Origin of the sequence: Nitrososphaera sp. AFS, from assembly GCF_009898475.1 — an archaeon.
Taxonomy (GTDB): domain Archaea; phylum Thermoproteota; class Nitrososphaeria; order Nitrososphaerales; family Nitrososphaeraceae; genus Nitrosopolaris.
Genome location: NZ_QURE01000008.1, coordinates 26,128 through 51,854, shown reverse-complemented (window position 1 = coordinate 51,854; position 25,727 = coordinate 26,128). Strand labels below are relative to the sequence as shown.

The following is a 25,727-nucleotide window of genomic DNA, read 5'->3' as shown; positions in this document are numbered from 1 at the left end:
TGTTCAATCTCAACACACATCCAGTATCCTTTGCCTCCTGGACTATTAACCCAGTTCGTCAAATTGATTAAAGTGAGAATCTTACTACCCCTGATTGTTATAAAATACCTAAATAGTGAGTAACTGAAAAAAATCTAGCCCACACACCTAAGTCTTACAAATGCGATGAGTTGTGATTTCAAGCTGTCAGAATTTAGCAGTTGTTTCAACCTGCTTTATTCTAACTACGTTGAAAATTTCGTAAGACCCTTGGATATTTTTTAAATCCGTAACTATTCCGATTCTGCTTATTTCAAACTGGCTCCGTATTTTCGATTCGGTACCTCCGGAAATAATGATTTGGCTACTACCGCATATATCTGTCAGTCTGCGAGCTATGTTTACAGTATTTCCGACAGCTGTAAATTGTGTTCTATGAACAGATTCATTGTCATCGAATGTGGTGGCATAGCCGGTGTTGATGCCACATTTCAGCCCAATAGATATTCTATCTGTGACATGTCCATTCCATAATTTCATCCAAACTGATTGCCTTGAATTAAAGGCGTCTCTCAGCTGTAGTGCTGAAACGACGGCGCAAATTGCTGCGTTCGTAGTGCTACTTTTGGTTTGGCCGCGAAATCCGAAAATGCCCATAGCACCATCTCCCAAGAACTTGTCCAGTGTGCCATCGTGTTTGCAGATAATATACCTGGACATTTCTAAGAACTCCCTCAAAAATGAAACAAGCAATGATGGATGCGATTTGAGGATGTTGCATAATACTGAGAAATTCTTGATGTCCCAGAAAGCCACGGTTAAAATTTTTTCAGAGTATTTTGGATTTGGATTTCCATAATTGAGTTCTCGAGATTTAGTGTTGCGAGAGAGGGGATTCATGAGTCTTTTTATAATATTTCCCGACCGTGGAAGCTTCATTGCGCTACCTAACTGCAAACAGACAGAGTTGTCACACATTATTACGCAAGAGCAGCTTCTTGTCTTATATTTCAGGAAGGTACTTTACGGTAGGGAGAGAGCCCCGATTAAGAGGAATCTTCAAATTTGATAACTTTGGCTCTCAGTTTATGAATTCAATTTCTATCTCATTTCAACGGCAATTTTTATTTGGGCGCCGCATTTTTTGCTTTTGAATTCTGTGTTTAACCAAGCGACGAACTTTTCTTCAAACTTTTTACCTTTTGATTTAATAATTTGATCTGTATTAAGTTCGTATATTCTTCGTACGAAATGTGCTGATAGGAATAATTTTGCAAAGTACCAACCAGCACTTGTGACAGGTGTATCGAGAAGGAAATTGTCCTTATCGTTACTCCACCCTCCATTCGCCTGAAACTGTTGAAGTATACTTTCTGCTACTCTGCTGTCTTGATCGAAATCTGTCGTCACAAAGTCCAAAAGGAAAGCATCTATTAGGGACATTAACTCATGCCTTAGCAGAACTGTCCTCGTTTTCGTATTTCAATTTATCTGAGAAGGACACCAATTTACCATGATCTTCGACTCTAATGCTTGTATTCAGCCTTATATTGATACCGACAGAACGGAAGAGTGCTAACAATTCTCCGCCTGATATTTTCTGATTAATCTCCCCTAATCTTATTATTTCCGCTATTTTGTCTACTATTGCTCTGGTTTGAATCGGAAATTGAGTCTCAGCTAGAGCTAACACTTCGTCCCCTCTATCATAAAGGTATACAGATACGATTTCTCTATTCGTTTTAGGCATGGTATCCTTTTGATTCCTTGATTTCAACTTTTCTTGTATCGCAGCTATTTTCTGCAATTCCTTCAGCTTCCTGGCCTTGATGATGGTAATATCCGGATCCTCTGCCTCAGACACTATCCTTTTATCACTCCCAAAGGAACTAATCTTGCTACTTTAGTCGCGATTCCAAGGGTATCAGAGACTTCTGCTACCTTATCCACATCCTTATATGCATTAGGTGTTTCCTCAATTAATCCTTCGTTTGTTAATGCTTTGACATAAATGCCCTTAGACTCTAGAACCGACCTAACTTGCTCAGCTGTATTGTTTCTCTTTGCCGCAGATCTTGAGATCATTCTACCCGCGCCATGTGCAGTGGATCCAAAACTCAATTCAAGAGATTTTTTATTGCCCAACAATATCCAGCTAGCAGTTCCCATGGAACCAGGAATAATTACAGGCTGCCCTATGTTACGATACTTTATCGGAACTTCATCCATACCAGCTGGGAACGCTCTAGTAGCACCTTTTCGATGAATTATCAGGTCTCGCGTCCCTTCTCCGTCGATTCGATATCGTTCCAGCTTGGCTATGTTATGGGCAACATCATATACAAGTCCCATGTCCATTTGTTGTTCACTCATCCCAAAGACTCTTTCGAACGTCATCCTAGTCCAATGGGTTATCATTTCTCGATTACACCATGCAAAGTTTAGGGCAGAACTCATGGCACTTCTATAGTTCTCTCCCTCTTTTGATTGGTTAGGCACACAAGCGAGTTCCCTATCGACCAACTCGGTCCCATATTTTTTCAAAGCGATCTCTGAAATGCGCAGATAGTCACTGCAGACTTGATGACCTAAGCCTCTTGATCCGCAATGAATCAAAATAGTCAATTGTCCTTCGCCATTAATACCCATTGTTCTAGCAGCCTTTTCGTCGAAAATTTTGTCAACCTTCTGGATTTCGAGAAAGTGATTTCCAGATCCTAGACTTCCTAATTGTGGCGCTCCACGCTTTCTTGCGGTTTCTGAAATACATTCAGTATTAGCGCCTTTCATCCTTCCTCGCTCTTCGCACATATCGGCGTCCTGTTCCCAACCATATCCTTTTTGTATTGCCCAGTCGATGCCTTCAACAAGTAGGTCATCAAGTTCTGCTTTGGTCAGCTTAATTTTGCCAGAGCTCCCTACCCCTGATGGTATAGATTTGAAGAGTTCATTTACTAATTCCTTTAGTCTAGGTTTTAGATCCCTTTCTGAAAGACCTGTCCTAATCAACCTCACACCGCAGTTTATATCATATCCCACGCCACCAGGGCTAATTACACCCTCCTGTGCATCTGTAGCAGCTACCCCTCCAACTGGAAATCCATATCCTTCATGTCCGTCAGGAAGGACAACAACATGTTTTTTTGCGCCTGGTAATGTAGAAACATTTGTAGCTTGATGGATGGTTCGATCAGTTATCATTTTAGAAATGAGATCATCATTTGCATAGATCGTCACTGGTACATTCATGCCCTTAGAGCGATCCATTTCAACCCTAAACTCAAAATCATTGATCTTGGTGACCTTATGATTGCCAATTCTGGTCACTAAATCGCTCATTATCCTTTGTGATTTTGGGCTACAGTCGTTATAAGCCTTACTTCAACTTTCTTTTCATTCGTCTTCTAACTCCGAATCATTTCAGATCTAAAAATTGAAGTCCCTATTATTCATTAGGAAGGGCAATAAATTGCCTCACTGTAAGCGCCGTGTTCAATCAAGCAGTAATGTTCCAAAAACTAAATCGGCTTCTTTTGTAACAAGGTTTATCTTTCATATCATATGCGAGGTTAAGTATATGCCAATCCTTCCAATTGATGCCGGTAGATATGGAAGCGTTCAGATTAAGCAAATATTCCAGGAGAACAATAGACTGCACTATCAGCTAATAATTGAGGCTACTGTTGCAGAGGCGCAGGCAGCAATCAAGATGATACCCAAAAACGCTGCTGCTGAAATTGCCAAAACAGCAAAATCAGGTAGGATTACTTTAAAGCGGGTATCAGAATTAGAAGCAGTTAGCGACCACGATACAGCAGCAGTTGTTGAAGCCTTAAGCGAGAAGTGTTCATCGAAATCAAAGCCTTGGATCCACTACGGATTAACCAGCAATGACCTTGTCGACACTACAATATCAATGCAAATTAGGGATGCCTTAAATATTATTGAGCCCAAGATTTTGAAACTCGCAGGACTTTTAGTGAATCACTCTATCAATTTTCGAGCCATAGCAGCGGTAGGAAGGACACATGGACAACATGCAAGCATTATTGCATTTGGCCTCAAATTTGCTGTTTGGGCTTTAGAATTAGCTATGCATATAGAAAGAATAGAAGAAGGAAAAAAGAGATTTTTGCTTTGTAAGACACTAGGAGTAGTGGGCACTGGCTCTTTAATGGGAAAAAAAGCTTTAGAGGTGCAGAAGATCGTCGCTAGCGGTCTGAATTTGCATCCTGTGGATGCGGCAACACAAGTGATTGCGCGAGAACGAATTGCAGAGGTTCAATATTTAATCGCCCTCGTCGGATGTACCTTAGACAAAATAGCAACTGAAGTTAGGAATTTGCAGAGGACTGAGTTGGGTGAAATTTCAGAACCCTTTAGAAGAGGACAAATGGGAAGTAGTGCTGTACCTATAAAGCGCAATCCAATTAAGAGTGAACGGGTTTCTTCGCTCTCTCGTATCCTCAAGTCTCTAGTTGACGTATCGTTGGAGAATATACCATTGTGGCATGAACGAGATTTATCTAATTCCGCAAACGAGCGATTCACAATCCCGATGGGTGCAATTTTGCTAGACGAAATGTTAAATTCAATGATTTTAGTTACGGAAGGACTGAAGGTTGATACCCAAAAAGTAACCTCAAATTTAAATCTTAGTGGAGGTCAGATATTTTCAGAATTCGTTCTTGATGGGCTAGTCAGGAAGGGAGTCTCTAGAATCGAAGCGTATAGGGATATTCAAAGAGTAGCTTTTTCCGCCTTGGAAAGAGGAGAACACTTGCGTGATGCCATAAAGAAAGACCAAAAGCTTGCAAAGTTACTTACCTCATCAGAGCTGAGATTTATCTTCAAACCAAGTAACCACTTGGGAGCATCCCCACAAATAATTGCCAATGTCGCAGAAAAAGTACGGGCGGTAAGAGACAGATATTTCAAACGAAAGATTTGAAATAGCCATAACATACTTTCCTCTACATCGGTCGGAAATTTTTATGTATTAGTGTGCCATATTGCAATGCTTTTTTGGGCCTCGTTGCTGAATCACCGGGAACACCGATCGACAAAGCAACCTCTCTTAATATGTGCTTGCGGATCAGGTCATTGCAACCCTTGATCTTATTTTCAATCGGAATATGCATAGCAAATGATCTAAATTTCTCAGATAAGAAGGGCTGCTTTATTTTTATACCCAATTCCGACGTTGCTATTTGTACCTCATTCATCAAATGAAGTTCATTTGTAATCTTTTCAATGATTAGATGTTTAATTTGTGCACTGCCAAGCTCGTAAACTGATCTGAATCGATCGTAGCCACAGAAAAGTTCGTCACATCCATTTGCAGTTAGAATTGACACCACATCTGCCTCCTTGGCGAGAATTCCAATATACAAAAAAGCTATACAATTCTCAAGATGGGAAATATTTCGACATTCCACTTTGTTATATATATATTCCTGTTTTTTTTGGAAATCTTGTCTATTCAATTCCTTGATCTTGTGAGGCAAGGCTAGCTTTTGAGCAATAACTTCAGAAAATTGTATGTCCTGAGACCCATGGAATCCCACGGTTAGCAAAGTAACCTTTATGCCAATCTTTTTACATATTTGTGCAAGCAGGGTACTATCTATACCACCAGAAAAAGCTATTGCTATTTGAGCATCATCCTTTATCGATTGTGCAACTGCATTAAACAACTCATTTTTTAAGTCTGTTAACAGAGTCTCCAAGCTATATGTTCCAAGCAAACGTTGACATAATTAAAAAAAGTTAAGTCTCATAAAGAGCATTAATTCAAATCTTGTGCATGGTATTAAGATCAGGAGTATGTGCAATAAGAAGCAGTCAACTCCGGTAAGGGAAGATGCGTGTGACCGTTTTGAATCGCGGTATTTGTTCCTGTACTGATCAATTCTTTCTCTTTCGGAAGACTATTGTTTTCCATATGATATATAAGGTCGAATCTTGGAGCTAGGTAGTTGAGTAGGCATGTCGGAGGAAAAATTCACCGAGGGAAATCTGATTATGCTTTACGCCAATCAGAGAACCAAAGATTCAGAGGCGCAACATCTACCTATACATATTCATGAGCGAGTGAAGACCTGCCTAAACACAATCAAACTTATTAAAAGTTCAAAACCAGACAAAAACGACACCAGAGTAGTCATCATTTCAACCTTGGATGTCGGGAAATTGGCGAGAGATGTATTAATCCAAGAAGGTGTTGACCAAGATACAATCAGAATTGATTCAGGCCCAAAGAATATCTCAGAGATTTTCGATTTAGCTATACGTATGATTAAACCCAGGGCTAACCCGCCCCACATGTACTTTATATGCCCTTTCTGGCTTAGAGATATTTACGACTCCCTAGTAGAATCAAAGCTTAAAGGATATCGAGTTCAATTTGATGGTGCACCGGACGACAGATCTATTGAAGTTGTCGAACAAGAAAAGATATTGGAGGCTCCCAGAAAAAATTCAAAATACTATAAAAAAAGGGCAAAAAGTAAAGCAGTTGACATGCTTCTAAATTACATATTCCGCGAAAAACAGTGAATATACTTTCTACCGCTCAAATCGCTAAGATTTAATATCTAGGTCTTCTCGCTATATCGATGCACAAATGCGGTCATCGTCTAGTTTGGTTAGGACACTGGCCTTCCAAGTATCTCCGATCTGTGAATACGAGGCTAGCCCGTAACCCGGGACTTTACTTTTATAAGGTAGAGCGGGAGTTCAAATCCCGGTGACCGCATCGATATTTCTTAAAAATGGTTCTTGCAATCTCGACAGGCAATGGGAAATTCATTTTGATACTTGTTTGGACCGTCTATGTGGATAATTCTATAAAATTTGGCCTGGCATGTACATTGGAGAGTGTGTTGTGGGTCTGAATGATATTGATAGAAAAGCGATTAGTACAAACATAACTACAAAATTCGAGCAGCCTTTGACCTCCAATTTGAGAAAAGTTGGAATAAGCTTCCGCTCTGTGAGCCTCTTTATCGTACGTCAGCCACTAATGGACCCTGTCTCTAGGTTGAATTAGTCGATACCGCTGCGCTAAATTGTTTTGAGGCAGAACTGAAACCTGATTCTAGGTCAGTGGAGCCGTCGACTCTCCATTTGATCTGCTTGAATAACGATGGAGTTTGTATTGATTTGAAGATTTGTGCATTAGAGTGAGAATTTACAACTGGTAATTGTGATAGAATTGTGATTGTTGAACCAGACAGCAGTTGGGGTCTCCCGTTTACTGGGACGTCCGCGTAGGAAAGTGAGCCTTCACCAATGGGAACTCCATCGGCAAATAGTTGGTAATCGATCCCAGATGTAGTTAGAGTGGTATCTGTCGGATTATGAATATTAAAAGCTACATTTAAGTTTATCAAACTGTTGTCTGTCACGTTAAGAATCTTTACACTGCTTACACCAACTGAGACTCTATTAAGATCTTTTGGAAGAGTAATTGTTAGAATCAAAGGGAGAAGAACTATTGCGATTGCAACAGCTGCGATAACCGCAACGAGAATGAGCCTGCGGCGACTTAGGAACATGATTATTCTTAAAGTAGCTGGATGTAAGATCGAATTAAAACCTTTTCATACATACATATATACATAAATCGTTGACAGAGAATTAGTCAGCCGTAACAAATGTCGATTTGGTGATGTATTCTTCATAGTTGACATCATAGAAATTTGCCCGATTTCTAGATTTCGACCAGCTGGTCTAAACTGCACTTAAAGCTCAACTCCAAGGTAAAAGGGCTATCTCTGGCTGGCAATCTAAACTTTATAAAAAAATTCCTCATGAAAAACCCTGACCAGAGCCCTCATAGTTCAACTATGTGATCATTGCATTAAGCAACGATTAAATGTTTAAAGTATAATTAAACTGTAAAACACAGACTTGCTTCTCTCGCCCGATGAAAATTAATTACTGTAACCAAATTACGATCTTGAACCGACAATGAGTACCTTCATGATTGGCCAGTGGATTTGGCAGATTCTGTCTTATGGTCTTGTATCTCTGGATGGATAATATGTTTTCGTGCCAAGAATAATAATAGGGCACCAAAGATGAAAAGTACTATAGATAATCCTTGCGCACCTCCGTCAGGAACGATGAAAAAATATAAGATCGAAAATGTGATGCTGGCACAACCTTGAAGAGCATATTTTAGAATTTCCCCAAATCGTGCCTTTCTTGCCAAAAAGCCTAGACCAAAAATAACTGCTGATGGGTAGATTGTAAGCAGGATATATTCGTCAATATCCGGGGTCATGCATACGTCTATCTAGCTTATCCAATATAATTGTAATAAAAATGAGTCTTGCACTTGTTTCAATCACAACATTCTGTTTGTCCTCTTTTATAGCAAATGAAGGAATCAAAATGATGTTGTAGCAGTCTCACCAGAATAAGCCTGACATTGACGCCTGTGAACAGGTAGCCTGGTCAAATGTAATTATATTCAACCTATAATTGCAGAATCTCCCTTATCAGATAATTATCGCACAGGCATATGGGGGATCATGGCGAGCTATTAAATTTAACAAAAACTAAAAAGACTTTCAGGAAAATAAAACAAGAAGACATTTTGCATTATTTTGAAAGATTATCGCGAGGCAGAAAGTGAACACCCACAGCACAAGTGATCTGGGACTGGACAAAATAAAGTCAGATTAAGAAAGTTTGATAGCCACAGCAGAGCGCTCAATAGTAAGATGAAATCTTACCTATCCCACTAATCGTTAAGATGACCAAAATAAAAAATTAATGGAGACCGGTCGTAGAATACGAATGGTAGTCTGAACGAATTGCATAAAAGAAAAGTAGCTTGATTGGCCTCCACTAATCGATAGACCTGCTCCCATTTCATCGTTAGAGGTGCAAAAGATTATCTTAGCCTGATTGACTATGACGACCCATGACGGTATTTATGATTCAAAAATGAATATATTCTAAACATTTTGGGTGGAAAAATTTGAACATTCGGCGCATCTCAGAAGATTATTATCTGCCATAACTAGGGATTTAAGGGTGCACATTCTGCCAATATCAGAATCCCCTAATAATTTAGGATCACTAGTCATGAACGTCGGGTAACACTTACCAAGTAGCGAGTTTCCTTGGGGCACAGACCTGCCTTTCTAACTCATCTAGGCGTTGCATCGTTTCTGGATTTTGTCGCAAATCAGAAAAGGCTTGATCATGCCGAATTCTTTGCATGACAGCCAAAACCTCCTCAATTGTTACACCATGTTTAATGTCATAGTCTATTTGCTTTGCGCAGCTAGAGATGGTACTGTATTTTTTAAAATTACGCTTCTCGAATGACGAAGCATCGGGCGATAAGCCCTTGATATAGCGGATGACTATCTTTTCTACGTGTTCTAAATGCCAGTCTTTCATGGCAAAATTATTGGGTTTCATTATGAGTCTGCCTTATTATTATTGTCAAAAAAGGATATTTAAATGGATACGCAGTAATTAAATGTAGTCATAGATCGTACGTCGGGAATTTTTATATCTATTCCTATTCCCATTTCGATAAAAGTATATAACAGGCAGTTGGTAAATTTTTACTACTTGCAGTTCGACTATGAAATATTAGATGACATAAACCTAAAGATTTTAGACAAGTTAGGCGAAGATTCATCCACTCCATTCGTGGAGATAGCTAAACAAATTGGAGTATCTGATGCCACTATACACATGAGGGTTCGTAGAATGGTGGACGCAGGAATAATAAACAAGTTCACTCTTTCAGTAGATAACGATCGGCTTGGATATGATCATCTGGCATTTATGGGCATAAATACAGATCCTGGCTCCGTAGAGAGCGTTATCATTGATCTTTCTCTTGTTGACGAGGTACTTGAGGTTCATGAGATGCACGGCACTTTTGATCTTATGCTAAAAATTCGTGCTAAAAATTTGGAGCAGATGAGGGATATTGTAGAAAATAAAATCCGTACATTACCACACATTCTGGAAACGGAGCTGATGCCTGTTTTGAAATCGAGGAAAGAAGAGCAGATCGTATCCTTGAAGCGCGACATTGCCACTAAGACAGAGTCGGCTGAACGAGCGGCCCTCAGGTAGTTTGAGGACGTATGTTTATTTTCAGTCATTGAAGTTCATGATTGGTGTAGACCCACAATAAAGCACCATATTGTTTATTCGGCATCACAGAGTAAACAATGAGAATACTTGATAGACGCAAGACTGCTCTATACATAGTTTGTAGAAATGCATGAACTCGCTGTGGGTTGTCATGTCATATTCACATCGCAAAATAGTAAACAATAAACACGCTAATAGTGAGACAATCTAGGCCTATACATAGCAAGTTCTATACATCTGCATACATAGAAAACTCGTGTGGATGTGGCCTAATTGCAACTTCATTAAATTCTCTGAGTTCATGTTCGATTATACTGTCGATGGCGTCATCATCAAAAATCTGCTTAAGGAAATTTCTGTCGCACTCTAATGCCTCGTAGGCTTCTCTCAAGCTTGCAGGCAACTGCTTAACTCCGAGCTGCCTACGCCTATGTGGACTCATCTTGAAGATATCTTCATCAATAGCGTCACCAAGAGGCTTCTTTTTGATAATGCCGTCTATCCCAGCTGCAACTATCGCCGAGAATGCAAAATAAGGATTGCAGGAAGGATCAGGAGCTCTGAACTCGATTCTTTTCATGGGTGCAAATTTGCTTCCCTTATAATGGGCGGGGATTCTAATAATTGCGGATCTGTTCCCCTTGCTCCACGCAACATATACGGGTGCTTCATATCCTGGCACTAACCTTCTATAGGAGTTAGTTGTGGGAGCTACAATGGCAGCTAGTGCATTTGCGTGTTCAATTATTCCACCTCCGAAATATCGTGCAGTTTCTGATATTTCTGCATAATCGTCTGTCTCGTCAAAAAAAAGATTCTTTTCTTTGTCCCATAAGCTGACGTTTACGTGCATGCCGGATCCATTATCAAGAGCGATTGGCTTCGGCATCATAGTTGCAACCATTTCGTATTTTTTTGCAATATTCTTAACTACATACTTGTAACTCTGAACAGAATCAGCTGCATTCACAAGCGTGTCATATCTGATGTCAATTTCACATTGACCCGCGGTCGCCACTTCATGATGATGAGTATCACATATTATCCCGAAATCGTTTCCTAAAACATCAACACACTCATTTCTATAATCCATAAGAGTATCACCAGGAGCGCTTGGAAGATATCCTTCTTTCAACCTAAGTGAATATCCTACACCTTCGGTAGACCATGGTGCTTCCTTTGAAGTTATTCTGTAACTCTGTCCATGGTAAGGCGTCATAGTGTTGGCCTCAAGTTTGTCAAATACAAAGAATTCGACCTCGGGGCCCCAAAAAGAGGTTTCGTAGCCCATTTCCTGTACGTAGTTAGCTGCCTTAGTTGCTATGCCTCTAGGGTCTCGTGGAAATGGATTTCTTTCAGAGCCGCCGGTCACAATATCACAAATGAGCCTTGCGGTAGTATCTTTTTCGATCCATGGGATGGTGGCGTACGTTGATGGATCAGGCTTAAGGATCAAATCGGATTCATGAATTTCTGTAAAACCACGTATGGAGGACCCGTCTAATTTTGGTAGACCTTCTTCAAAGTCCTCTCTATGCAACATTTTCGCGGTCATGGTTGTATGATGAAATCTTCCAGTAAGTCCTGTAAATTGCAAGTCAAGAAACTTGATTCTGTCATCTTTTAGCTTTTGCACGATCTCATCTGCTGTAAAGGATAAGGGTTCAATTTTACCATCATCTAATCTATATGGCAACCGCAGTATCTCCTAAAATAGGATCCGATGTCATAATTAAGCTTTAAAAGGGCATTACCAAGTACTACATTCATAATTTCATTGTTAAATACCAAATGCAAGGACTTTAGGCCCTGCCTTTCACCCTATATTATACCTTCACTTAAATTCTTCAAATGTTTGGATGACCGTGTATGTCATCGGCCTCACTAAGGGTTTTCAAATTCGCTTATTTCTTTATGATCAAGCGATATGACTGATGGTATTGTCCCAACAAACGAAGGTCATAAGGCCATTACAGTATTGGATCCGTTAGACTCTTCTACTTCCTTACTGAACCAAATCTTTCGATGATGTTGGCCATACACTTAGTTGCCTTATTTAGTAAATCTATTCTTGCGAACTCATTTGGCGAATGCATTCGAGAAAAAATGTAAGTGCTTCCGACAGAAACACAAGGAGCTGAAAGTATGGTTGCGAAAGAATGCATGGGTCCGGTTCCAGAAGATGATATACTAATGATTGGATTCGTTCCAAATGCTTCAGCTGCAGAATCCTTTACTAGTGTTAACATTGGATTCCCAATAGGCGTTCTGTATGGTCGTTCTCCATGAATAAATCCTATTTCAATTAGATCACCAAAACCGTTTCTTTCCAAATGAGTCTTTAACCGATTGAATTGGGTCTTAGGATCCATGTCTGGCACTAACCTAAAATCAAGTTTAGCCAGGGCTGTAGAGGGTAGAATGGTTTTGGGTCCCTTGCCTGTATATCCTGAAATTAGGCCAGCAATATTGCACGTTGGCATACCCACCAGTGCTTTCTTTGTCTCGTTACCCCGTATGTTGTTCACGAATTTCTCTTGGCCATATTGTTCCCTGAATTCTTGTTCATCAAAAGGTTCGTTTGAAACGAGTTCTAATTCCTCTCGTGTGAATTGCTGTACCTCCTTGTACCAATCTTCGATCAATATCTTTCCATTTTTGCTTCTCAGCGAGCTTAGTGCTTGGACCAGTCGCCAGGCTGGGTTTTCAATCAGAACAGCCAAACTAGAGTGGACATCACGAAAGGGACCCTTTGCAACCAGCTCCACATAAAGTAGCCCCTTCATTCCTAGGCTTATAATTGGTCTGCCACTACTATCGACATATCCGAACTCCCAGATCACGTTATCAGATGCAAATTTATGTTTATATTTGAGAAGATATTTTCTGATGTGAACACTGCCTATTTCTTCTTCCCCTTCTACGACGAATTTTATGTTACATGGCAGATCGCCATACTTTTTCAATAAAAATTCCACCGCCTTGACGCGAGTTATTAATTCACCCTTGTCATCTGTTGAACCCCTGCCATAAATCCTGTCCCCTTTGACTTTCCCGCTAAACGGATCTTCCTTCCAGAGTTCCACTGGTTCTACAGGTTGGACATCATAGTGATTATAAAATAGCAAAGTCTTAGAATTAGGGTGAGCCTTTGATCTCACCTCACCGAATACAACTGGTGGTATATCTTTTTTCTTGTTATCTCCTTGTTTATCAAGTGTTAAGAGTTCTGTTTGAAGACCAGCGTTTTCCATGAGCTGAGCCACTAGACGGGCGCAGTCGTTCATTCCTTCATTCTTGGCTGATATACTGGGCTGTCTAATTAGTTTTTGAAGGTCAGCAATGAGATATTTCATTCCAGAATCTATTATAGCGTTGATACTCTCATTCAACATATTGAAATTCGTAAAAAGAGATTAAATGCTTTAGGTTTCTGAGGGTTTTAATGTTCTTATGGGTGCCAAATAATTTGTGAAGCTACATATATTTATAACCATGTTGACATTTTTCTATTTTCTATATGTCTTCATCTTCTTCACTGAGCAAAGATGAGAAGCAAGTTTTCCTATCGCCTAGATCAATTGCAATTATCGGTGCGTCTGAAAAGGCAGGAGTGGGCAGAGCTATATTATCCAATATCATGAATGGATACAAAGGCAACATTTATCCGATTAATCCGTCCAGTCCTACCGTGATGGGTATCCCCGCCTACAAGTCTGTCCTGGATGTACAAGACGAAATCGATCTGGCCGTTGTCGCGACCCCTAACAGAGTTGTCCCATCAGTAATGGAAGAGGTAGGCAGAAAAAAAATAAAAGGCGCGATTATCGTCACAGCTGGATTCAAAGAAGTTGATGAGCGGGGTGCGAGCTTGGAAAGAGACATTGGTTCAATTGCGAAAAGGCATGGAACTAGGATCATTGGCCCCAATTGTCTTGGAATTATGAGCCTTTCAGCCAACAACATAATGAACCTCACATTCTTAAAATTTACACCAAGGCATGGTCGAATAGCTCTTTTATCCCAAAGTGGCGCAATCTGCGCTGCAACTGTAGAAGATGCAATCGGACAGGGTATCGGGTTCTCAAAGGTCATAAGTATGGGAAACAAGGTTGATATGGATGAAAATGACATCCTCGAACTTTTAGCTGATGACGAGGAAACCAAGGTTATCGTGATGTATTTAGAAGATATTCACGATGGGAGGCGGTTCATGAATATCGCGAAAAGAATTGTTACTGAGGAAAGAAAACCGATCATAATATTAAAGGCAGGTAGAACTCCGGAGGGTGCCAAGGCCGCAATCTCCCACACTGGTGCGCTGATGGGCGCTGATGAGGTTTATGATGCGCTTTTTGTTCAAACAGGTGTAATTAGGGTGGATACAATGCAGGAGCTCTTTGAGCTCGCAACTGCGTTTTCAAAGCAACCAATGCCTTCAGAGAATAGCGGTGTAGTAATTGTATCTAATGCAGGAGGGCCCGCTATTATCTCAACTGATGCATGTTCAAGATATGGACTGAAGATGGCCGATCTATCCTCTTCAAAAGAAGCTATTGCAAACGTTATTCCTCCACACGGATCTTCGAGGAACCCGGTTGATATTGTGGGAGATGCAGATTTTGCTCGGTTTGAAAGTGTTCTTAGCGAAGTGATGGCAAATTCGACTGTTGGTTCTGTTGTTGTTATGTGTACACCTTCAGCTACCCTTGATTATAATGATCTGGCTAGGACGATTGTCAAAATTTCAAAGAGCTACGGAAAACCGGTTTTAGCAGCTTTGATGGGCCTTGCTGAGGGTAGCGAAAATAAGGAAATTCTCTCTGAAGGAGGGATTCCACACTTTATGTATGCTGAATCAGCCATCCGCACGCTCAAATCTATGTACCGATTTAAGAACTGGATAACAAGGCCAGCCGGAAAATCGAAGGCAATCACAGCGGATAAGGATAAGGTGAAGAGAATCTTTGACATTGTTAGAAAATCTGGCAGAAAAAATCTTACAGAAGATGAAGGATATGAAGTTCTTGGAGCGTATGGATTCAAACCGCCAAAAATAGTACTCTGCAAAAGTGAGCAGGAATGCACACAGGCCTCCAACACACTAGGTTATCCTGTAGTACTAAAGGTTTCATCCCAAGATATTATTCATAAGTCTGATGCAGGAGGGGTGAAGGTTGGGCTTTCTACTGAGGATGAGGTCAAAGCCGCATTTAATACCATAATTCAAAATGCCAAAAAGTACAAGCCTTCTGCAAACATTAAAGGAGTACTGGTTCAGGAGATGGTGAAAAATGGCAAAGAAATAATTCTTGGTTCCAAACAAGATCCATTATTCGGCCCGATAGTCATGGTTGGCCTTGGAGGTGTATATGTAGAAATTCTCAAAGATGTTGTTTTCAGGTTAGCCCCTTTGAATGCTGAAGAGGCAACTCAAATGGTTCACTCGATAAAAGCGCTTAGCCTCTTGAAGGGTGTAAGGGGTGAAAAACCATCAGACATCAATGCCATAGTCGATAGTTTGCAACTTCTCTCCCAACTAGTAACTGATTTTCCTGACATTGGAGAAATAGATATAAATCCGCTGCTAGTATTGGAAGAAGGAAAAGGCGTGAGGACTCTGGATGTTAGGATAAGCCTACTGTTTTAAATCAGTTTCTTTCCACATTCTTCACAAAAAATGGCCGCCTCTTCATTTTCATGTCCACATGATGAACACTTGGGAAGGATATCATTTACAGATGATGGTTTCGTACTCAGTAGTACCACATCCCCAATCTTAGAAATGTTCTCCCACAAAACTTCGGTAGAACGATTGGAAAGGTCATTGTCAGTGCGAATTTTCATGCTTAGATCCATTTTGCCATTAGATGCTTTACGCAGCCCCAGTTCTAAAACCGTACCTATCAACATAGCTTCGCTATCGTACGCTGGCATGCCTATTAGGGATTGAATTGGAACAAATCCCTCCAACCTCCCTCCGTTACCTACAGATGATTTAACTACGCCTGCACCCTTACTAGTAGGCGAATACGCATGATGATTCAAAGTAGTTGTTGCACCCAATTCTGGAGAGGATACTGCTGCGCTCCGCTCTCCTTCGTCATATGAGGCTTGGTGTTGTATCTCTGGGCCAGAGGTGTCTATGGATGCTTCTGGAGAACTAAACTTTCGATATTGGGATATCGTGTTATTACATCCAGCACATTTGTACTCGCCAGTCTCGAGTAATCTTATTCCCTCGCCCAAGTCTTCATTGGGTGTTTCATAATCAATTCTGGGGCAGCCTGGAAATTCCTTTTCACATTTGTTACAATAGTATTTCGAAAACCGGTCCTCGCTCAGTCTACCTACGCCGGCAAGAAAAAGATCTGGTCCACCTAGGTTTCCTTTCTTCTGTTCAGCCTCGGTGATTTTAGCCAACACATACCCTCCAGATCCACGTAATTTCTTTTCTGATAAATTATTATTTTCAACCATCGTTACTACACTCAATATGCTAGCCAATCGTATTAGCATTTCGTGTGCGATAAATTACATAACTAATCCTCGCGAACCTTTATCACGGAGACCAAGTAGAGGTCAACAAACCTATTCTCAATGCTTTTCAATACTTTTGCTCGAGGTACAGCCAAAGCTAATCTTAGAATTTTATTTTCTTAGTGGCTGCACACCATAGTACCTTTTTCTTGGTTTAACTCGGATATTCGGAATACGTATCCGTTAAAAGGTTATATATGAGTAGGCGATTCTGATGGCCACGGAACCTTATCGCTAACTATATATCCAAAAATAGCGATTAGTAACAATGTATATGCGTTCAGTTGAATATGAAGATTCTTTCGTTAAAATTGCAGGCCTTATTGGAGGCGAGGAATATCTAAAGGTTGCTCGAGGGCTTTTAAATACTGACGACGCAACAGATGAAGAGATAGCGAGCGCAACTGGTTTACGGATCAATATAATTCGAAAAGTCCTTTATGATATGTTTGGGAAGGCCCTAATAACTGGGATAAGAGTCAAGGATGAAAAGAAAGGATGGTTTGTTTACAGGTGGAGGGCGAAAAAAGATCAAGTATTTTATAGATAATCAAAAGAAAAAAATCCTAGATCGTTTGCAAATTCGTTTGGAGTATGAAGAATCTTCTGAATTTTACCATTGTGGAAATAAGGAGTGCCAGAGACTTAAGTTTGACGAAGCTGTAGAGCTGTTCTTTAAGTGTACCAATTGTAAGGGACCTCTTAACATGGTCGATAATGGCCGAGTAAAAGAGGCACTTCGTTTCAAAATTGAACAAATCACTGCTGATATATCAAGAAATCAGTAGAATATAGCTAGCACAATATGAATCACAATCGATGAAAGTTGGATTTTAGCAACTCCTGGGAGTAAACTTATCGTTCACTACCATGTCCCAACATAGTAATTCCTATTTCAACCATCTCTATTTTTAGAGCGAACCTATTTCTAATTCCAGGTATTACTATTGAATTAAGGCCAATTTGAGTCTGAAATTAATTAAATGGTTAGATCCTCTGATCTCTCGCTGTATGTAAATTTCGAATAAACCCTGGCAAACTGAAACTATAGTTTGTACTATCATAAAAAATTAATTCTCGCTAACAGTTCCAAGATAAGTCAGTATAGTCTTGGTTATTGCCTGAAGATATACTAATTAGTACAAGTTCGCTTACATTAGTTAACCTGATTGTCATGCATTTTTTGCATAGAAATAACNNNNATTATTTTATCATGCGTATCTATCTCACTGGAGTGTGATCTGCAGACAATTTTACTTGTACGCAAAACCAAGTAGTTAAATATTACTCAGGAGTATTCTGATACTAAATGGTATCAGCCTCATCTAAAGAATTAGAGAACGAGACTGTCGAGGTAGCAAGTATTTGGGAAGTATTAGGACGAAGGTGGTCCCTGTTAATATTAAAAAACCTTTGTACGAAGGAGGTAATAAGATTCAATGAATTCAAGACCCTGTTGCCAGGGATTAGCAGTACAGTTTTGGCCGACAGATTGTTAGAACTAGAACGTGAAGGCCTTGTTTCTAAGAAAATTTATGCTGAAATCCCACCTAAAGTGGAGTATAGCTTAACTGTTAGGGCTAAAGAACTTGGTATAGTCTTACGAGAATTAGCAAAGTGGGCTAGCCGTTGGAAACTGCCTCGACTTGCTGCTAAGACAAAAATATAAACAGATAAATAATGATACGAGAAAAAGTGATTGAATAGAAGATCATAGGATGCAAAAATCAAAACTGCTAGTACATTTGTGACCTGGAATTAACCAAGTTTGGATCTTTTAAAGTATAGAATGGCGATATGACATCAACCGCCATTTGGCAATTACAGCTAAATAGCCAATTCACACATGGCCTGTTTCAAGCCGGGTTTTGCGGTTTTATTCTCGCGTGTCCAAGTATTAACACAAGACTTATGGTGGATACCCAGATACAAGTTCAGATATCAAACCTATTAAGACTATAGGCCACAACTAATTCGCCATGGTTTTGTCTATAAACTTTATTCAATTCCATTTTTATCCCGTCAGAGATTGTTCCGTATCCGCACCCCTCTACTAACGTAGTTGACGTTCTACCTCCAACTATGATGGGGGCAATTGTCACTATCAGCTTGTCGACCACGCCTAAATTCAGCAGAGACCAATTTAATTCTCCGCCACCCTCAGCAAGTATATGTTTAAACCCCATCTTCTTCAAATAAAATAATGCCTTTATCAAGTCAACATTTTTCCTTCCGGCGACAATTACTTTAGCGCCTCTATCCTTGAGACTCTGGATTTTTTGTTTTTGCGCACCCTCGGATACGAATATTATTGTTTCGATCCTAGATGCAGTTTTCAAAATTTTTGAATCTAATGGAATTCTACCACAGCTGTCGATAATCACTCTAGATGGATCTTTTTGTTTATACTTTGTTAGCCTTACCGTAAGCAAGGGATTGTCAATTAGAACTGTTGAAATTCCTACCATGATTGCATCAGATTTTGAGCGAAGCTTGTGAACCCTCACTAGATCTTCTTTGGAAGAAATTTTGGAATTCCCAGATACGGTTGCAATTTTTCCGTCAACTGTCATTGCAGCATTCACCGTTATTCTCAAAGCAGTGCTCCATCTACAAATTTACCGTCAATCATGACAGCTTTGATCGAATCTGAAGTAAGCCTATGAATTATGGAAGCAATTGGATCATGCATGGGGTATAGGTCGAGATGACTCTTATCGACGAAAAGAATGTCAGCATCCCGCCCAGAATCTAGATACCCCGAGTTTAGCCGAAGTATCTTGGCATTATTGGTGGTAGCCATTTTTAATGTTTCTTTGGGTTTCAAGAATCGTTTTTCAACAGAACGCGATGCCTTCCAGATGTAGTCTAACTCCCGTAAAATATCTGGAGAGTTCAACATAACGTTGTCGCTACCAATACCAACAAGGCAACCGTGGTCTAGCATCTTCGCCACCGGCGGGATACCAGCTCCTAGTACACCATTTGCTCTAGGACAGACTATTATTCCAGTTTGATTTTTGGAGGCGATTGAAATGTCTTTTTCAGTAGCATTCGTCATGTGTACAAGAATATCAGGCTTTAAGTATTTCATGATGCGGGAGACTTCTGTCTGGCTAGTATGGATCTTTGAAAAATCCGCGGTTTTTTTAGATTCTGCAGCGTGAACAGCTACTAGTAGCTTTGTGTTTCTATCTCTGACTTTAGACATATTGCTATTCTTTGCGGTGATTAATTTTCTATATTGACAGAGTGCTTCATTGCTATTTTCATTTGCTCCACTGAGACCTAGGCCGTTGGATATTCCTAAAACAGCAGAAGTCGTCTGCAATTCATTGATAGAAAGTCCTTTTGGGCTCCTTTTAGGAGAGCTCATACTTGTGTAATGTTCTATTCGACCAAATATTCGATACTTAATTGGTAAATCGGAAATTGCATCATTTAATAATTTGATCCCCTCTAGTCCTCCCTCACGAAAATCCCCAAAGGCAGTTATCCCGTTTTTGATCATTCTCAACGCAGAACTCCTTATGAAAATTCTTAAGTGGTCCGGTTTACTTTGTAATATTCTTTGTTTTGTTCCAAATATTGGATGTACTCGCTCATCAAGCCCTGAATCTACATCTATATCCTTTCCGATCGAATCCCCAATGTGTGTATGAGCGTTTATCATGCCAGGAATTAACAGAAATCCCTCCGCGTCAAATACTGTACGTCTATCTACTTTCCTTCCAGCACTCTGATAAATTCCATGTTTTGCCTCCTTAATTATGCCTTCGTGTCCCACCTCTAGGTAACCACGTGGAACATAGAATAGCTCTTTTCCAACTAGCAGGCTTGCATTCTTGAAGATTATAGACAACTGACTTCATACACCGGTATATCCTTTCCAGTTTGCCGAAGATCTCTAATTGTATCCAGCGCCTTGGTAGCTGCACTTGCTGCTTGTCTTCCGGTCCTTCCTATTCCAATCCCACAATTTAGTCTGACATTCAAACCATTAGAGACCTCTTTGATAGTCTTTTGTATCTCTTGCTTAGTTGTAGCATTTGACACGACCATGAAGTTATCTCCCCCGAGGTAGAAAGTCAAAGCTTCTTTCTTTAGAAATTCCTCAGCTAGTCTGCAATAAATTTTGGAAACCATACAAGTGATCTCATAGGGAGACATTTTGGAACTCATGTTCGAAGAATTACTTATGTCTATGTGAAGTAATACAATATAGTCGTCAATGTTTAACGTCAAATTTGATCTTGTTAATAACACACCATCTCTAGCAATAATCCTGTCATTGTGAGTACCCTGTTTCATAATCTCCCTGTTTTTGTACGCTTCCAAATTTGCTTGATATGGAGTCGTTCCACTCCCAATTGCCATTGAAGTTGTTAAGTTTTCATAAATCCGAGATAATTCACTTTTGATCTCTACATGGTGTCTTACTGAAAGACCATTTGTAATTGCAAAATACTCATCAAATCTGTTTGCATAAACGAGACAGTCTCTGTCAGAAAACAGTTTTTGCAGGTCACGATAAAAACCAGCTTGCAGGATTTGTAGTTTAGCTTCTCTGTCGCTCCCAAGTGTGATGGTCCAGGGACCGTATCCCTCGATTTTGATAACTGTGAGTTGTATGGTCAATCTACTATTTTTGTTCTCCAGCCGATTTATTTTCTTTCATTTTCCTAAGTCTATCTGTCATCTCTACCGCGCTAACTACTGCCCTAACGGGTACAATCTCCGCCCTATTCATTGCTTGTTCGAAGGTTATACCTGGACCGGTTATTCCCAGTGCGACCGGCTTTCCATGCTCAACAGACAAGTCTGCAATCAATCTAGCAGCATTTTCTGCTACTATTTCGTCGTGTTTGGTCTCTCCTTTGATTACTGTCCCCAATGTAACCACCGCATCAACATCTTCTTTTCTCAGAAGTTCTTTTAGTATAAGGGGCATGTCGAATGAACCAGGAACGTAGCATATGTGAGATATCAGTGCCTCCATTTTTTCAGCTTGCTTCTTCGCATTGTCAAGCATGACAAAGGTAATCTCCTTGTTAAATTCTGATACTATAATGCCTAGCCTAACGTGATCCAAATAGAACCAATATCACCCTAATGGACGTTCTGGTATACGTAGCTCCTGATTTGATTTGATTCAAGCAGGGGAATATTATTCTTAAATGCATATTTCATTGCTTTATCTATTGATAAGGCCTTGTACGTCTTAGAGTCTAACATCTCACAAACCGTTACTGCTGGAGCTAGTCCTGCCAAGTTCATTAGGTGAATGCATAGCTCAGTGTGGCCAGTTCTACCAGCAAGCAACTTCTCCGAGGCAATGAGAATTGGCACGTGACCGGGCGAACGGAAATTTTCTGAAAAATCTTCCACACCTGTTGAATTGATTTTTTTGCACACCTCGGCCATCTTTCTGATTGTCACTGCTCTATCCGTATCAGTGATTCCAGTGTGCGTACTCCGGTGATTAACTGAAATCGAAAAGCTAGGCATGTCGCCATAGGGTGCCTTTCCGAAGGCTAATTTATTGAAAATCGGATTGATCCTCGAAAAATCTTGCATCATGTCATGCATAAAAACGAGTCCCAATTTAGCTGCAATTTCATTCCCGACAGCAAGGCAGATGAGACCCCCTGCAACCCTTCTTAAAATAGCTATGTGATGTGGCGTGACTTTCTCAGCGGCTATAACAAGATCAATTTCATCTTCACGCCCTGCTTCATCATGAACCAAGACGAATCTCCCGTCTTTTAGAGCTAGTATCGCCCCTTCAATCGAGCTCAAGTATATAGTTTGCAGCTCAAATTAATTATATAGTTTACTAAAGCGTTGGTTATTACTACTTTCTTGGTAGTTGCTTTGCCAAATATCTGGCTACGATGTCCGTTTCAATGTTTACTTTATCTCCAACCGATTTTGATCCTAGTGTAGTTGCCTTTAAAGTATGTGGAATCAGGCCCACAGAGAACAACATCCTTTTCTCGTCTATCTCTATTATAGTAAGGCTTACGCCATCCACCGCTATTGAGCCTTTTGGAACTATACATGGCATTAGCTTTTTATTTTGGATCTTTACCCAGAGTTTAGTTCCTGTCAAGGACTTTATTATCTTCTTGATCAAACCTACACCTTCTACGTGGCCTAGCAAGAAATGTCCTTCCAATCTGTCGCTTAGCCTTAAACTCCTTTCTACATTTACTTTGTCACCTACCTTTATCAAGCCAAGACTTGTGCGATTTACGGTCTCATCTATTAATTCAAAGGTAATAGTTCTTGATATTTTCAGGGCCGTTAAACATACACCATTAATGCTTATACTATCACCGGTTTTCAAATCCCGCATAGTCTTTTTTTGAAGCCTTATCGATATGGCAATAGCAGCAGCCCTGTCTGCCTTGCCGACTTTGGAGATTGATTTGACCTCCGCGACTTGTTCAATGATTCCAGTAAACAAAACTTGTCTTATCCATTGCCAAAAGCTTATTAACCAAATAACTAGCCTTGTTTTCAAATGCTAACTGTTTATCGGGGCTCATTATTCTTTATGATTTGACCTCCTTGTTGGTACTGGGAGTTTGTTTTCATTGAAAATATGTCAAACTTTTCGCATGGCAAAAACTTAAGTTCAACTAAATATCCAAAGCAGAATTTTCTTTACAAACAGTCGTACCTGCACCTGCTATGTCCAAGATGGCTTTAGCGTGTTTGTAGTGTACAATGTCGAGCATTTTTCCTTCTAACTTAATTGCGCCCATGCCTTTTCCCTTGCACATCACTGGCTCTAATGCTTTTACCACTTTAGTGGCCCATTCTACCTGCATTTTGCTAGGCATAAAAACTTCGTTAACAGGATCTATGTGATTTGGATGAATTATAGTTTTCCCACAATATCCTAATCGTTTGGCAGTTACGGCATCACTTTTCAACCCTACGATGTCGTTGATCTTTTGCCATACTGAGTCTATTGCTAGAATGCCAGCTGCTCTTGCATCGACAGGAATTTTCATGCGTGCGTACATATAACCACTTCCATCAGTGTCAATATAGTCAAGCCGCATATCGTATAGGAAGTCATAAACCCCAAAAACCAAGGCGTTTATACGTGGATCAGCTTTAGCAATCGAATATGCATTCACTACCCCTTTGGCAGTTTCTATGGAAGGCATTAATTTTATGTGACCTTTTTCGATCTCCTTCTTTTCCTCTAAATTCGTAATATGGGAACAGATATTGGCTATTTCAATTTCATCATTGACCTTTGGCACTATTATGCCGTCGAGACCTCGTTGCACCAATAAGAGTATGTCTTCTGAACAGATTCCAGAATCGGGAGAATTTATCCGTACGTAGAGGTTGTTAGTGAGTCTAAAATGTTCCCTTTCCTTTAGCTTCTCTTTAATGAGCTTTCTTGCTATGTGTTTTTCTCCCTGTGGAACTGAGTCTTCCAGATCGAAGCAAATTATATCAGCACTTAGATTTTTAGCTTTATCAATAAAACGCTGATTAATCCCGGGAACAAATAAGATAGTTCTAAACAATAGCAAACAAAGGAAATAATGTAGATTAGAGTTTCTGTGGTGTAGTCAAAATTTTTCCAATTTGTTCTGCCTTAGCCATCATAACATGGCCTTGAACCATTTCATCAAATGGTAATACCGTTGAAATCAATGGTTTGATTCTGCCTCGACTGGTCCAATGAATTACTTCTTCAAGTTCAGCTTTTGTTCCTTGTGTAGATCCTAACAAATTTGTCCCCTTAAAGAATAGGTATCTTAGGTCTAGAGTAGAGTCATAGCCAGTTGTCGCGCCTGTCGCGACAAGAGTACCTCCAGTTTTCAAAAGTGACACCTCTTGAGGGAAGGTTGCTTTGCCAATATGTTCGAAAACAACATCAACTCCTTTTTTCTTAGTAATTTCTCTTACTTTTTTATACCAATCAGATTCTCTATGATTTACTACGTCATCGGCACCAATTTCGATACACTTTTCCATCTTTTCCTTATTTCCTGCAGTCGCTATCACGGTGCAATTGTAGAGCTTGGCAATTTGAATCCCTGCCATTCCTACGCCGCTTGTACCACCCATGATCAACACAGTTTGGGCAGGTTTGATCATGGCTCTGCCCACGAGCATATGCCAAGCGGTCATCCCCACCATCGAGATAGCAGCTGCTGATTCAAAGGAGACATTTTCGGGGATTTTAGCAACATTTACTTCAGGTAGATGTGTATATTGGGCAAAACCTCCCCATAGTGGACCAGTTTGGAATCCCCAGATTGTTCTATCTGAACAGTCGTACTCCCTTCCTGCTGTACACATTTCGCACACTCTGCAACTCATATTTGAATGAGACACTACTCTGTCACCGGGCTTAAATTTAGTAATATCCTCGCCTACTTCTACTACAATGCCAGCCACATCGCTCCCAGAAATGTGTGGCAAAGGCGTCTTTACAGGCTCACCCCATATCGCCCATAGGTCATTATAATTATATGACGCTAATTCAACTTTAATCATAACCTCGTTTGGCTTCAGCTTAGGCATGTCAACGTCTTCAATCTTTACAACCTGTGTGGGATCCTTGCCATATTCCCTGAATACAGCCGCTTTCATAAAACTGAAATCGATATAGAGACTTAATATAGTTAACTAAACCGAACAACATAGAATAGATTTGAAAAGAGAGTAAGACAGGCCTTAGATGTGAATTTACGAATTATGTATTGGAAACCACAAGAAGTATCCACAACTATGGAATTTATATCCTATTTATTTTAAAATCTCTCTTTGGTTGTTGGATACTGCGCAATATTTGCTTTAGTTCTTCGTCTGTCAATGCCCTATTAATCTTGCCTCCAGACGCTGCATTTAAAAGGTAATTTTCAACAGCATGAGCAAGTTCTGGCTTTACCATTCTAACATTCATTAACCTCTGACGTGCTGATGGATCCAACAATATCATAAGCGCACGTTGACGCATCGCAACTGCTTCAGCTTCGCGTTTTCGAGCCTCATCATCATCTGGCTGCTGGGATTGAGGTATCGACATATATCCTAAT

27 protein-coding genes and 1 tRNA gene are annotated in these 25,727 nt (G+C 40.1%); 8 read left to right on the top strand and 20 right to left on the bottom strand.

What is annotated here, in order from left to right:
* Positions 1–186 precede the first annotated feature (186 nt).
* From DYY65_RS01985 to DYY65_RS01970, 4 genes are all read right to left on the bottom strand, one after another.
* Complete coding sequence (locus tag DYY65_RS01985) at positions 187–957, bottom strand: adenylate/guanylate cyclase domain-containing protein (RefSeq protein ID WP_162476314.1); 771 nt, start codon at positions 955–957, stop codon at positions 187–189.
* 123 nt (positions 958–1,080) lie between these two features.
* Entirely contained in the window at positions 1,081–1,422 is a 342-nt protein-coding gene (locus DYY65_RS01980) for a hypothetical protein (protein WP_162476313.1), read from the bottom strand.
* Between the two features lie 4 nt (positions 1,423–1,426).
* Positions 1,427–1,843 carry a DNA-binding protein gene (locus DYY65_RS01975; RefSeq protein WP_201449260.1) on the bottom strand — a complete coding sequence of 139 codons (417 nt, stop codon included), beginning with the start codon at positions 1,841–1,843 and terminating at the stop codon, positions 1,427–1,429.
* The gene (locus DYY65_RS01970) at positions 1,843–3,318 is read right to left on the bottom strand and encodes an RtcB family protein (protein ID WP_162476312.1); all 1,476 of its coding nucleotides are present in this window, start codon (positions 3,316–3,318) and stop codon (positions 1,843–1,845) included. The genes DYY65_RS01975 and DYY65_RS01970 overlap by 1 nt, the downstream gene beginning before the upstream one ends.
* A 238-nt stretch (positions 3,319–3,556) precedes the next feature.
* Here DYY65_RS01970 and purB point away from each other — a divergent pair, with 238 nt between their 5' ends.
* A complete protein-coding gene (gene purB, locus DYY65_RS01965; protein ID WP_162476311.1) occupies positions 3,557–4,930 on the top strand; it encodes an adenylosuccinate lyase in 1,374 nt (457 codons plus the stop codon).
* 22 nt (positions 4,931–4,952) lie between these two features.
* On the opposite strand, the gene DYY65_RS01960 is transcribed toward purB, so the two are convergent.
* Complete coding sequence (locus DYY65_RS01960) at positions 4,953–5,708, bottom strand: asparagine synthase C-terminal domain-containing protein (RefSeq protein ID WP_162476310.1); 756 nt, start codon at positions 5,706–5,708, stop codon at positions 4,953–4,955.
* A 259-nt stretch (positions 5,709–5,967) separates the two neighbouring features.
* Between DYY65_RS01960 and DYY65_RS01955 the strand changes: the two genes are divergently transcribed.
* Both DYY65_RS01955 and DYY65_RS01950 read left to right on the top strand, forming a co-directional pair.
* Positions 5,968–6,537, top strand: a complete 570-nt coding sequence (locus DYY65_RS01955; RefSeq protein ID WP_162476309.1) for a hypothetical protein — start codon at positions 5,968–5,970, stop codon at positions 6,535–6,537.
* 69 nt (positions 6,538–6,606) lie between these two features.
* A tRNA-Gly gene (locus tag DYY65_RS01950) sits at positions 6,607–6,736 on the top strand.
* A gap of 280 nt (positions 6,737–7,016) precedes the next feature.
* Here the strand turns inward: DYY65_RS01950 and DYY65_RS01945 are convergent.
* The 3 genes from DYY65_RS01945 to DYY65_RS01935 form a co-directional block, all read right to left on the bottom strand.
* Complete coding sequence (locus tag DYY65_RS01945) at positions 7,017–7,538, bottom strand: hypothetical protein (RefSeq protein ID WP_162476308.1); 522 nt, start codon at positions 7,536–7,538, stop codon at positions 7,017–7,019.
* A 425-nt stretch (positions 7,539–7,963) separates the two neighbouring features.
* Positions 7,964–8,269 (bottom strand): hypothetical protein, encoded by a 306-nt coding sequence (locus DYY65_RS01940; RefSeq protein ID WP_162476307.1) that lies wholly within the window; start codon positions 8,267–8,269, stop codon positions 7,964–7,966.
* An 827-nt stretch (positions 8,270–9,096) separates the two neighbouring features.
* The gene (locus DYY65_RS01935) at positions 9,097–9,420 is read right to left on the bottom strand and encodes a hypothetical protein (RefSeq protein WP_162476306.1); all 324 of its coding nucleotides are present in this window, start codon (positions 9,418–9,420) and stop codon (positions 9,097–9,099) included.
* 156 nt (positions 9,421–9,576) lie between these two features.
* Here DYY65_RS01935 and DYY65_RS01930 point away from each other — a divergent pair, with 156 nt between their 5' ends.
* On the top strand, positions 9,577–10,092 hold the full coding sequence (locus DYY65_RS01930) for an Lrp/AsnC family transcriptional regulator (protein WP_162476305.1): 516 nt from the start codon (positions 9,577–9,579) through the stop codon (positions 10,090–10,092).
* A gap of 250 nt (positions 10,093–10,342) precedes the next feature.
* Here the strand turns inward: DYY65_RS01930 and glnA are convergent, their stop codons facing one another.
* Positions 10,343–11,809: a type I glutamate--ammonia ligase gene (glnA, locus tag DYY65_RS01925; protein ID WP_162476304.1), complete on the bottom strand. Its 1,467-nt coding sequence runs from the start codon at positions 11,807–11,809 to the stop codon at positions 10,343–10,345.
* 301 nt (positions 11,810–12,110) lie between these two features.
* On the bottom strand, positions 12,111–13,508 hold the full coding sequence (locus tag DYY65_RS01920; RefSeq protein WP_201449259.1) for a M20/M25/M40 family metallo-hydrolase: 1,398 nt from the start codon (positions 13,506–13,508) through the stop codon (positions 12,111–12,113).
* A 125-nt stretch (positions 13,509–13,633) separates the two neighbouring features.
* Between DYY65_RS01920 and DYY65_RS01915 the strand changes: the two genes are divergently transcribed.
* Entirely contained in the window at positions 13,634–15,763 is a 2,130-nt protein-coding gene (locus tag DYY65_RS01915) for an acetate--CoA ligase family protein (RefSeq protein ID WP_162476303.1), read from the top strand.
* On the opposite strand, the gene DYY65_RS01910 is transcribed toward DYY65_RS01915, so the two are convergent.
* Positions 15,760–16,593 (bottom strand): zinc-ribbon domain-containing protein, encoded by an 834-nt coding sequence (locus DYY65_RS01910; protein WP_201449258.1) that lies wholly within the window; start codon positions 16,591–16,593, stop codon positions 15,760–15,762. The genes DYY65_RS01915 and DYY65_RS01910 overlap by 4 nt on opposite strands.
* 334 nt (positions 16,594–16,927) lie before the next feature.
* Between DYY65_RS01910 and DYY65_RS12360 the strand changes: the two genes are divergently transcribed.
* From DYY65_RS12360 to DYY65_RS01900, 3 genes are all read left to right on the top strand, one after another.
* A complete protein-coding gene (locus tag DYY65_RS12360) occupies positions 16,928–17,203 on the top strand; it encodes a hypothetical protein (RefSeq protein WP_236561609.1) in 276 nt (91 codons plus the stop codon).
* A complete protein-coding gene (locus DYY65_RS12355; protein ID WP_236561608.1) occupies positions 17,139–17,441 on the top strand; it encodes a hypothetical protein in 303 nt (100 codons plus the stop codon). Before DYY65_RS12360 ends, DYY65_RS12355 begins: the two co-directional genes overlap by 65 nt.
* A 521-nt stretch (positions 17,442–17,962) precedes the next feature.
* The gene (locus DYY65_RS01900; RefSeq protein WP_162476301.1) at positions 17,963–18,322 is read left to right on the top strand and encodes a winged helix-turn-helix transcriptional regulator; all 360 of its coding nucleotides are present in this window, start codon (positions 17,963–17,965) and stop codon (positions 18,320–18,322) included.
* A gap of 265 nt (positions 18,323–18,587) precedes the next feature.
* Here the strand turns inward: DYY65_RS01900 and DYY65_RS01895 are convergent, their stop codons facing one another.
* The 9 genes from DYY65_RS01895 to DYY65_RS01855 form a co-directional block, all read right to left on the bottom strand.
* The gene (locus DYY65_RS01895) at positions 18,588–19,250 is read right to left on the bottom strand and encodes a 2,5-diamino-6-(ribosylamino)-4(3H)-pyrimidinone 5'-phosphate reductase (RefSeq protein ID WP_236561607.1); all 663 of its coding nucleotides are present in this window, start codon (positions 19,248–19,250) and stop codon (positions 18,588–18,590) included.
* On the bottom strand, positions 19,247–20,515 hold the full coding sequence (locus tag DYY65_RS01890; RefSeq protein ID WP_162476300.1) for an amidohydrolase family protein: 1,269 nt from the start codon (positions 20,513–20,515) through the stop codon (positions 19,247–19,249). The genes DYY65_RS01895 and DYY65_RS01890 overlap by 4 nt, the downstream gene beginning before the upstream one ends.
* A complete protein-coding gene (locus DYY65_RS01885; protein ID WP_162476299.1) occupies positions 20,506–21,291 on the bottom strand; it encodes a GTP cyclohydrolase IIa in 786 nt (261 codons plus the stop codon). Before DYY65_RS01885 ends, DYY65_RS01890 begins: the two co-directional genes overlap by 10 nt.
* A gap of 4 nt (positions 21,292–21,295) precedes the next feature.
* The gene (ribH, locus tag DYY65_RS01880; RefSeq protein ID WP_162476298.1) at positions 21,296–21,745 is read right to left on the bottom strand and encodes a 6,7-dimethyl-8-ribityllumazine synthase; all 450 of its coding nucleotides are present in this window, start codon (positions 21,743–21,745) and stop codon (positions 21,296–21,298) included.
* 17 nt (positions 21,746–21,762) lie between these two features.
* Entirely contained in the window at positions 21,763–22,452 is a 690-nt protein-coding gene (gene ribB, locus DYY65_RS01875; protein WP_162476297.1) for a 3,4-dihydroxy-2-butanone-4-phosphate synthase, read from the bottom strand.
* A gap of 55 nt (positions 22,453–22,507) precedes the next feature.
* Positions 22,508–23,179: a riboflavin synthase gene (gene ribE, locus DYY65_RS01870; protein ID WP_236561606.1), complete on the bottom strand. Its 672-nt coding sequence runs from the start codon at positions 23,177–23,179 to the stop codon at positions 22,508–22,510.
* Between the two features lie 118 nt (positions 23,180–23,297).
* On the bottom strand, positions 23,298–24,206 hold the full coding sequence (locus DYY65_RS01865) for an HpcH/HpaI aldolase/citrate lyase family protein (protein ID WP_236561605.1): 909 nt from the start codon (positions 24,204–24,206) through the stop codon (positions 23,298–23,300).
* Positions 24,207–24,231: 25 nt separating this feature from the next.
* Complete coding sequence (locus DYY65_RS01860) at positions 24,232–25,281, bottom strand: zinc-binding dehydrogenase (RefSeq protein WP_162476294.1); 1,050 nt, start codon at positions 25,279–25,281, stop codon at positions 24,232–24,234.
* Between the two features lie 145 nt (positions 25,282–25,426).
* Positions 25,427–25,717: a DNA-binding protein gene (locus tag DYY65_RS01855; protein ID WP_162476293.1), complete on the bottom strand. Its 291-nt coding sequence runs from the start codon at positions 25,715–25,717 to the stop codon at positions 25,427–25,429.
* Between the last annotated feature and the right edge of the window lie 10 nt (positions 25,718–25,727).

Excerpts from the sequence above, each read along its gene's own strand:
- purB (WP_162476311.1), top strand. The coding sequence starts at position 3,557 with ATGCCAATCCTTCCAATTGATGCCGGTAGATATGGAAGCGTTCAGATT.
- DYY65_RS12360 (WP_236561609.1), top strand. The coding sequence starts at position 16,928 with ATGCGTTCAGTTGAATATGAAGATTCTTTCGTTAAAATTGCAGGCCTT.
- DYY65_RS01955 (WP_162476309.1), top strand. The coding sequence starts at position 5,968 with ATGTCGGAGGAAAAATTCACCGAGGGAAATCTGATTATGCTTTACGCC.
- DYY65_RS01985 (WP_162476314.1), bottom strand. The coding sequence starts at position 957 with ATGTGTGACAACTCTGTCTGTTTGCAGTTAGGTAGCGCAATGAAGCTT.
- DYY65_RS01900 (WP_162476301.1), top strand. The coding sequence starts at position 17,963 with ATGGTATCAGCCTCATCTAAAGAATTAGAGAACGAGACTGTCGAGGTA.
- DYY65_RS01940 (WP_162476307.1), bottom strand. The coding sequence starts at position 8,269 with ATGACCCCGGATATTGACGAATATATCCTGCTTACAATCTACCCATCA.
- DYY65_RS01980 (WP_162476313.1), bottom strand. The coding sequence starts at position 1,422 with ATGTCCCTAATAGATGCTTTCCTTTTGGACTTTGTGACGACAGATTTC.
- DYY65_RS01970 (WP_162476312.1), bottom strand. The coding sequence starts at position 3,318 with ATGAGCGATTTAGTGACCAGAATTGGCAATCATAAGGTCACCAAGATC.
- DYY65_RS01915 (WP_162476303.1), top strand. The coding sequence starts at position 13,634 with ATGTCTTCATCTTCTTCACTGAGCAAAGATGAGAAGCAAGTTTTCCTA.
- DYY65_RS01860 (WP_162476294.1), bottom strand. The coding sequence starts at position 25,281 with ATGAAAGCGGCTGTATTCAGGGAATATGGCAAGGATCCCACACAGGTT.
- DYY65_RS01910 (WP_201449258.1), bottom strand. The coding sequence starts at position 16,593 with ATGGTTGAAAATAATAATTTATCAGAAAAGAAATTACGTGGATCTGGA.
- DYY65_RS01855 (WP_162476293.1), bottom strand. The coding sequence starts at position 25,717 with ATGTCGATACCTCAATCCCAGCAGCCAGATGATGATGAGGCTCGAAAA.
- DYY65_RS01920 (WP_201449259.1), bottom strand. The coding sequence starts at position 13,508 with ATGTTGAATGAGAGTATCAACGCTATAATAGATTCTGGAATGAAATAT.
- DYY65_RS01935 (WP_162476306.1), bottom strand. The coding sequence starts at position 9,420 with ATGAAACCCAATAATTTTGCCATGAAAGACTGGCATTTAGAACACGTA.
- DYY65_RS01945 (WP_162476308.1), bottom strand. The coding sequence starts at position 7,538 with ATGTTCCTAAGTCGCCGCAGGCTCATTCTCGTTGCGGTTATCGCAGCT.
- DYY65_RS12355 (WP_236561608.1), top strand. The coding sequence starts at position 17,139 with ATGAAAAGAAAGGATGGTTTGTTTACAGGTGGAGGGCGAAAAAAGATC.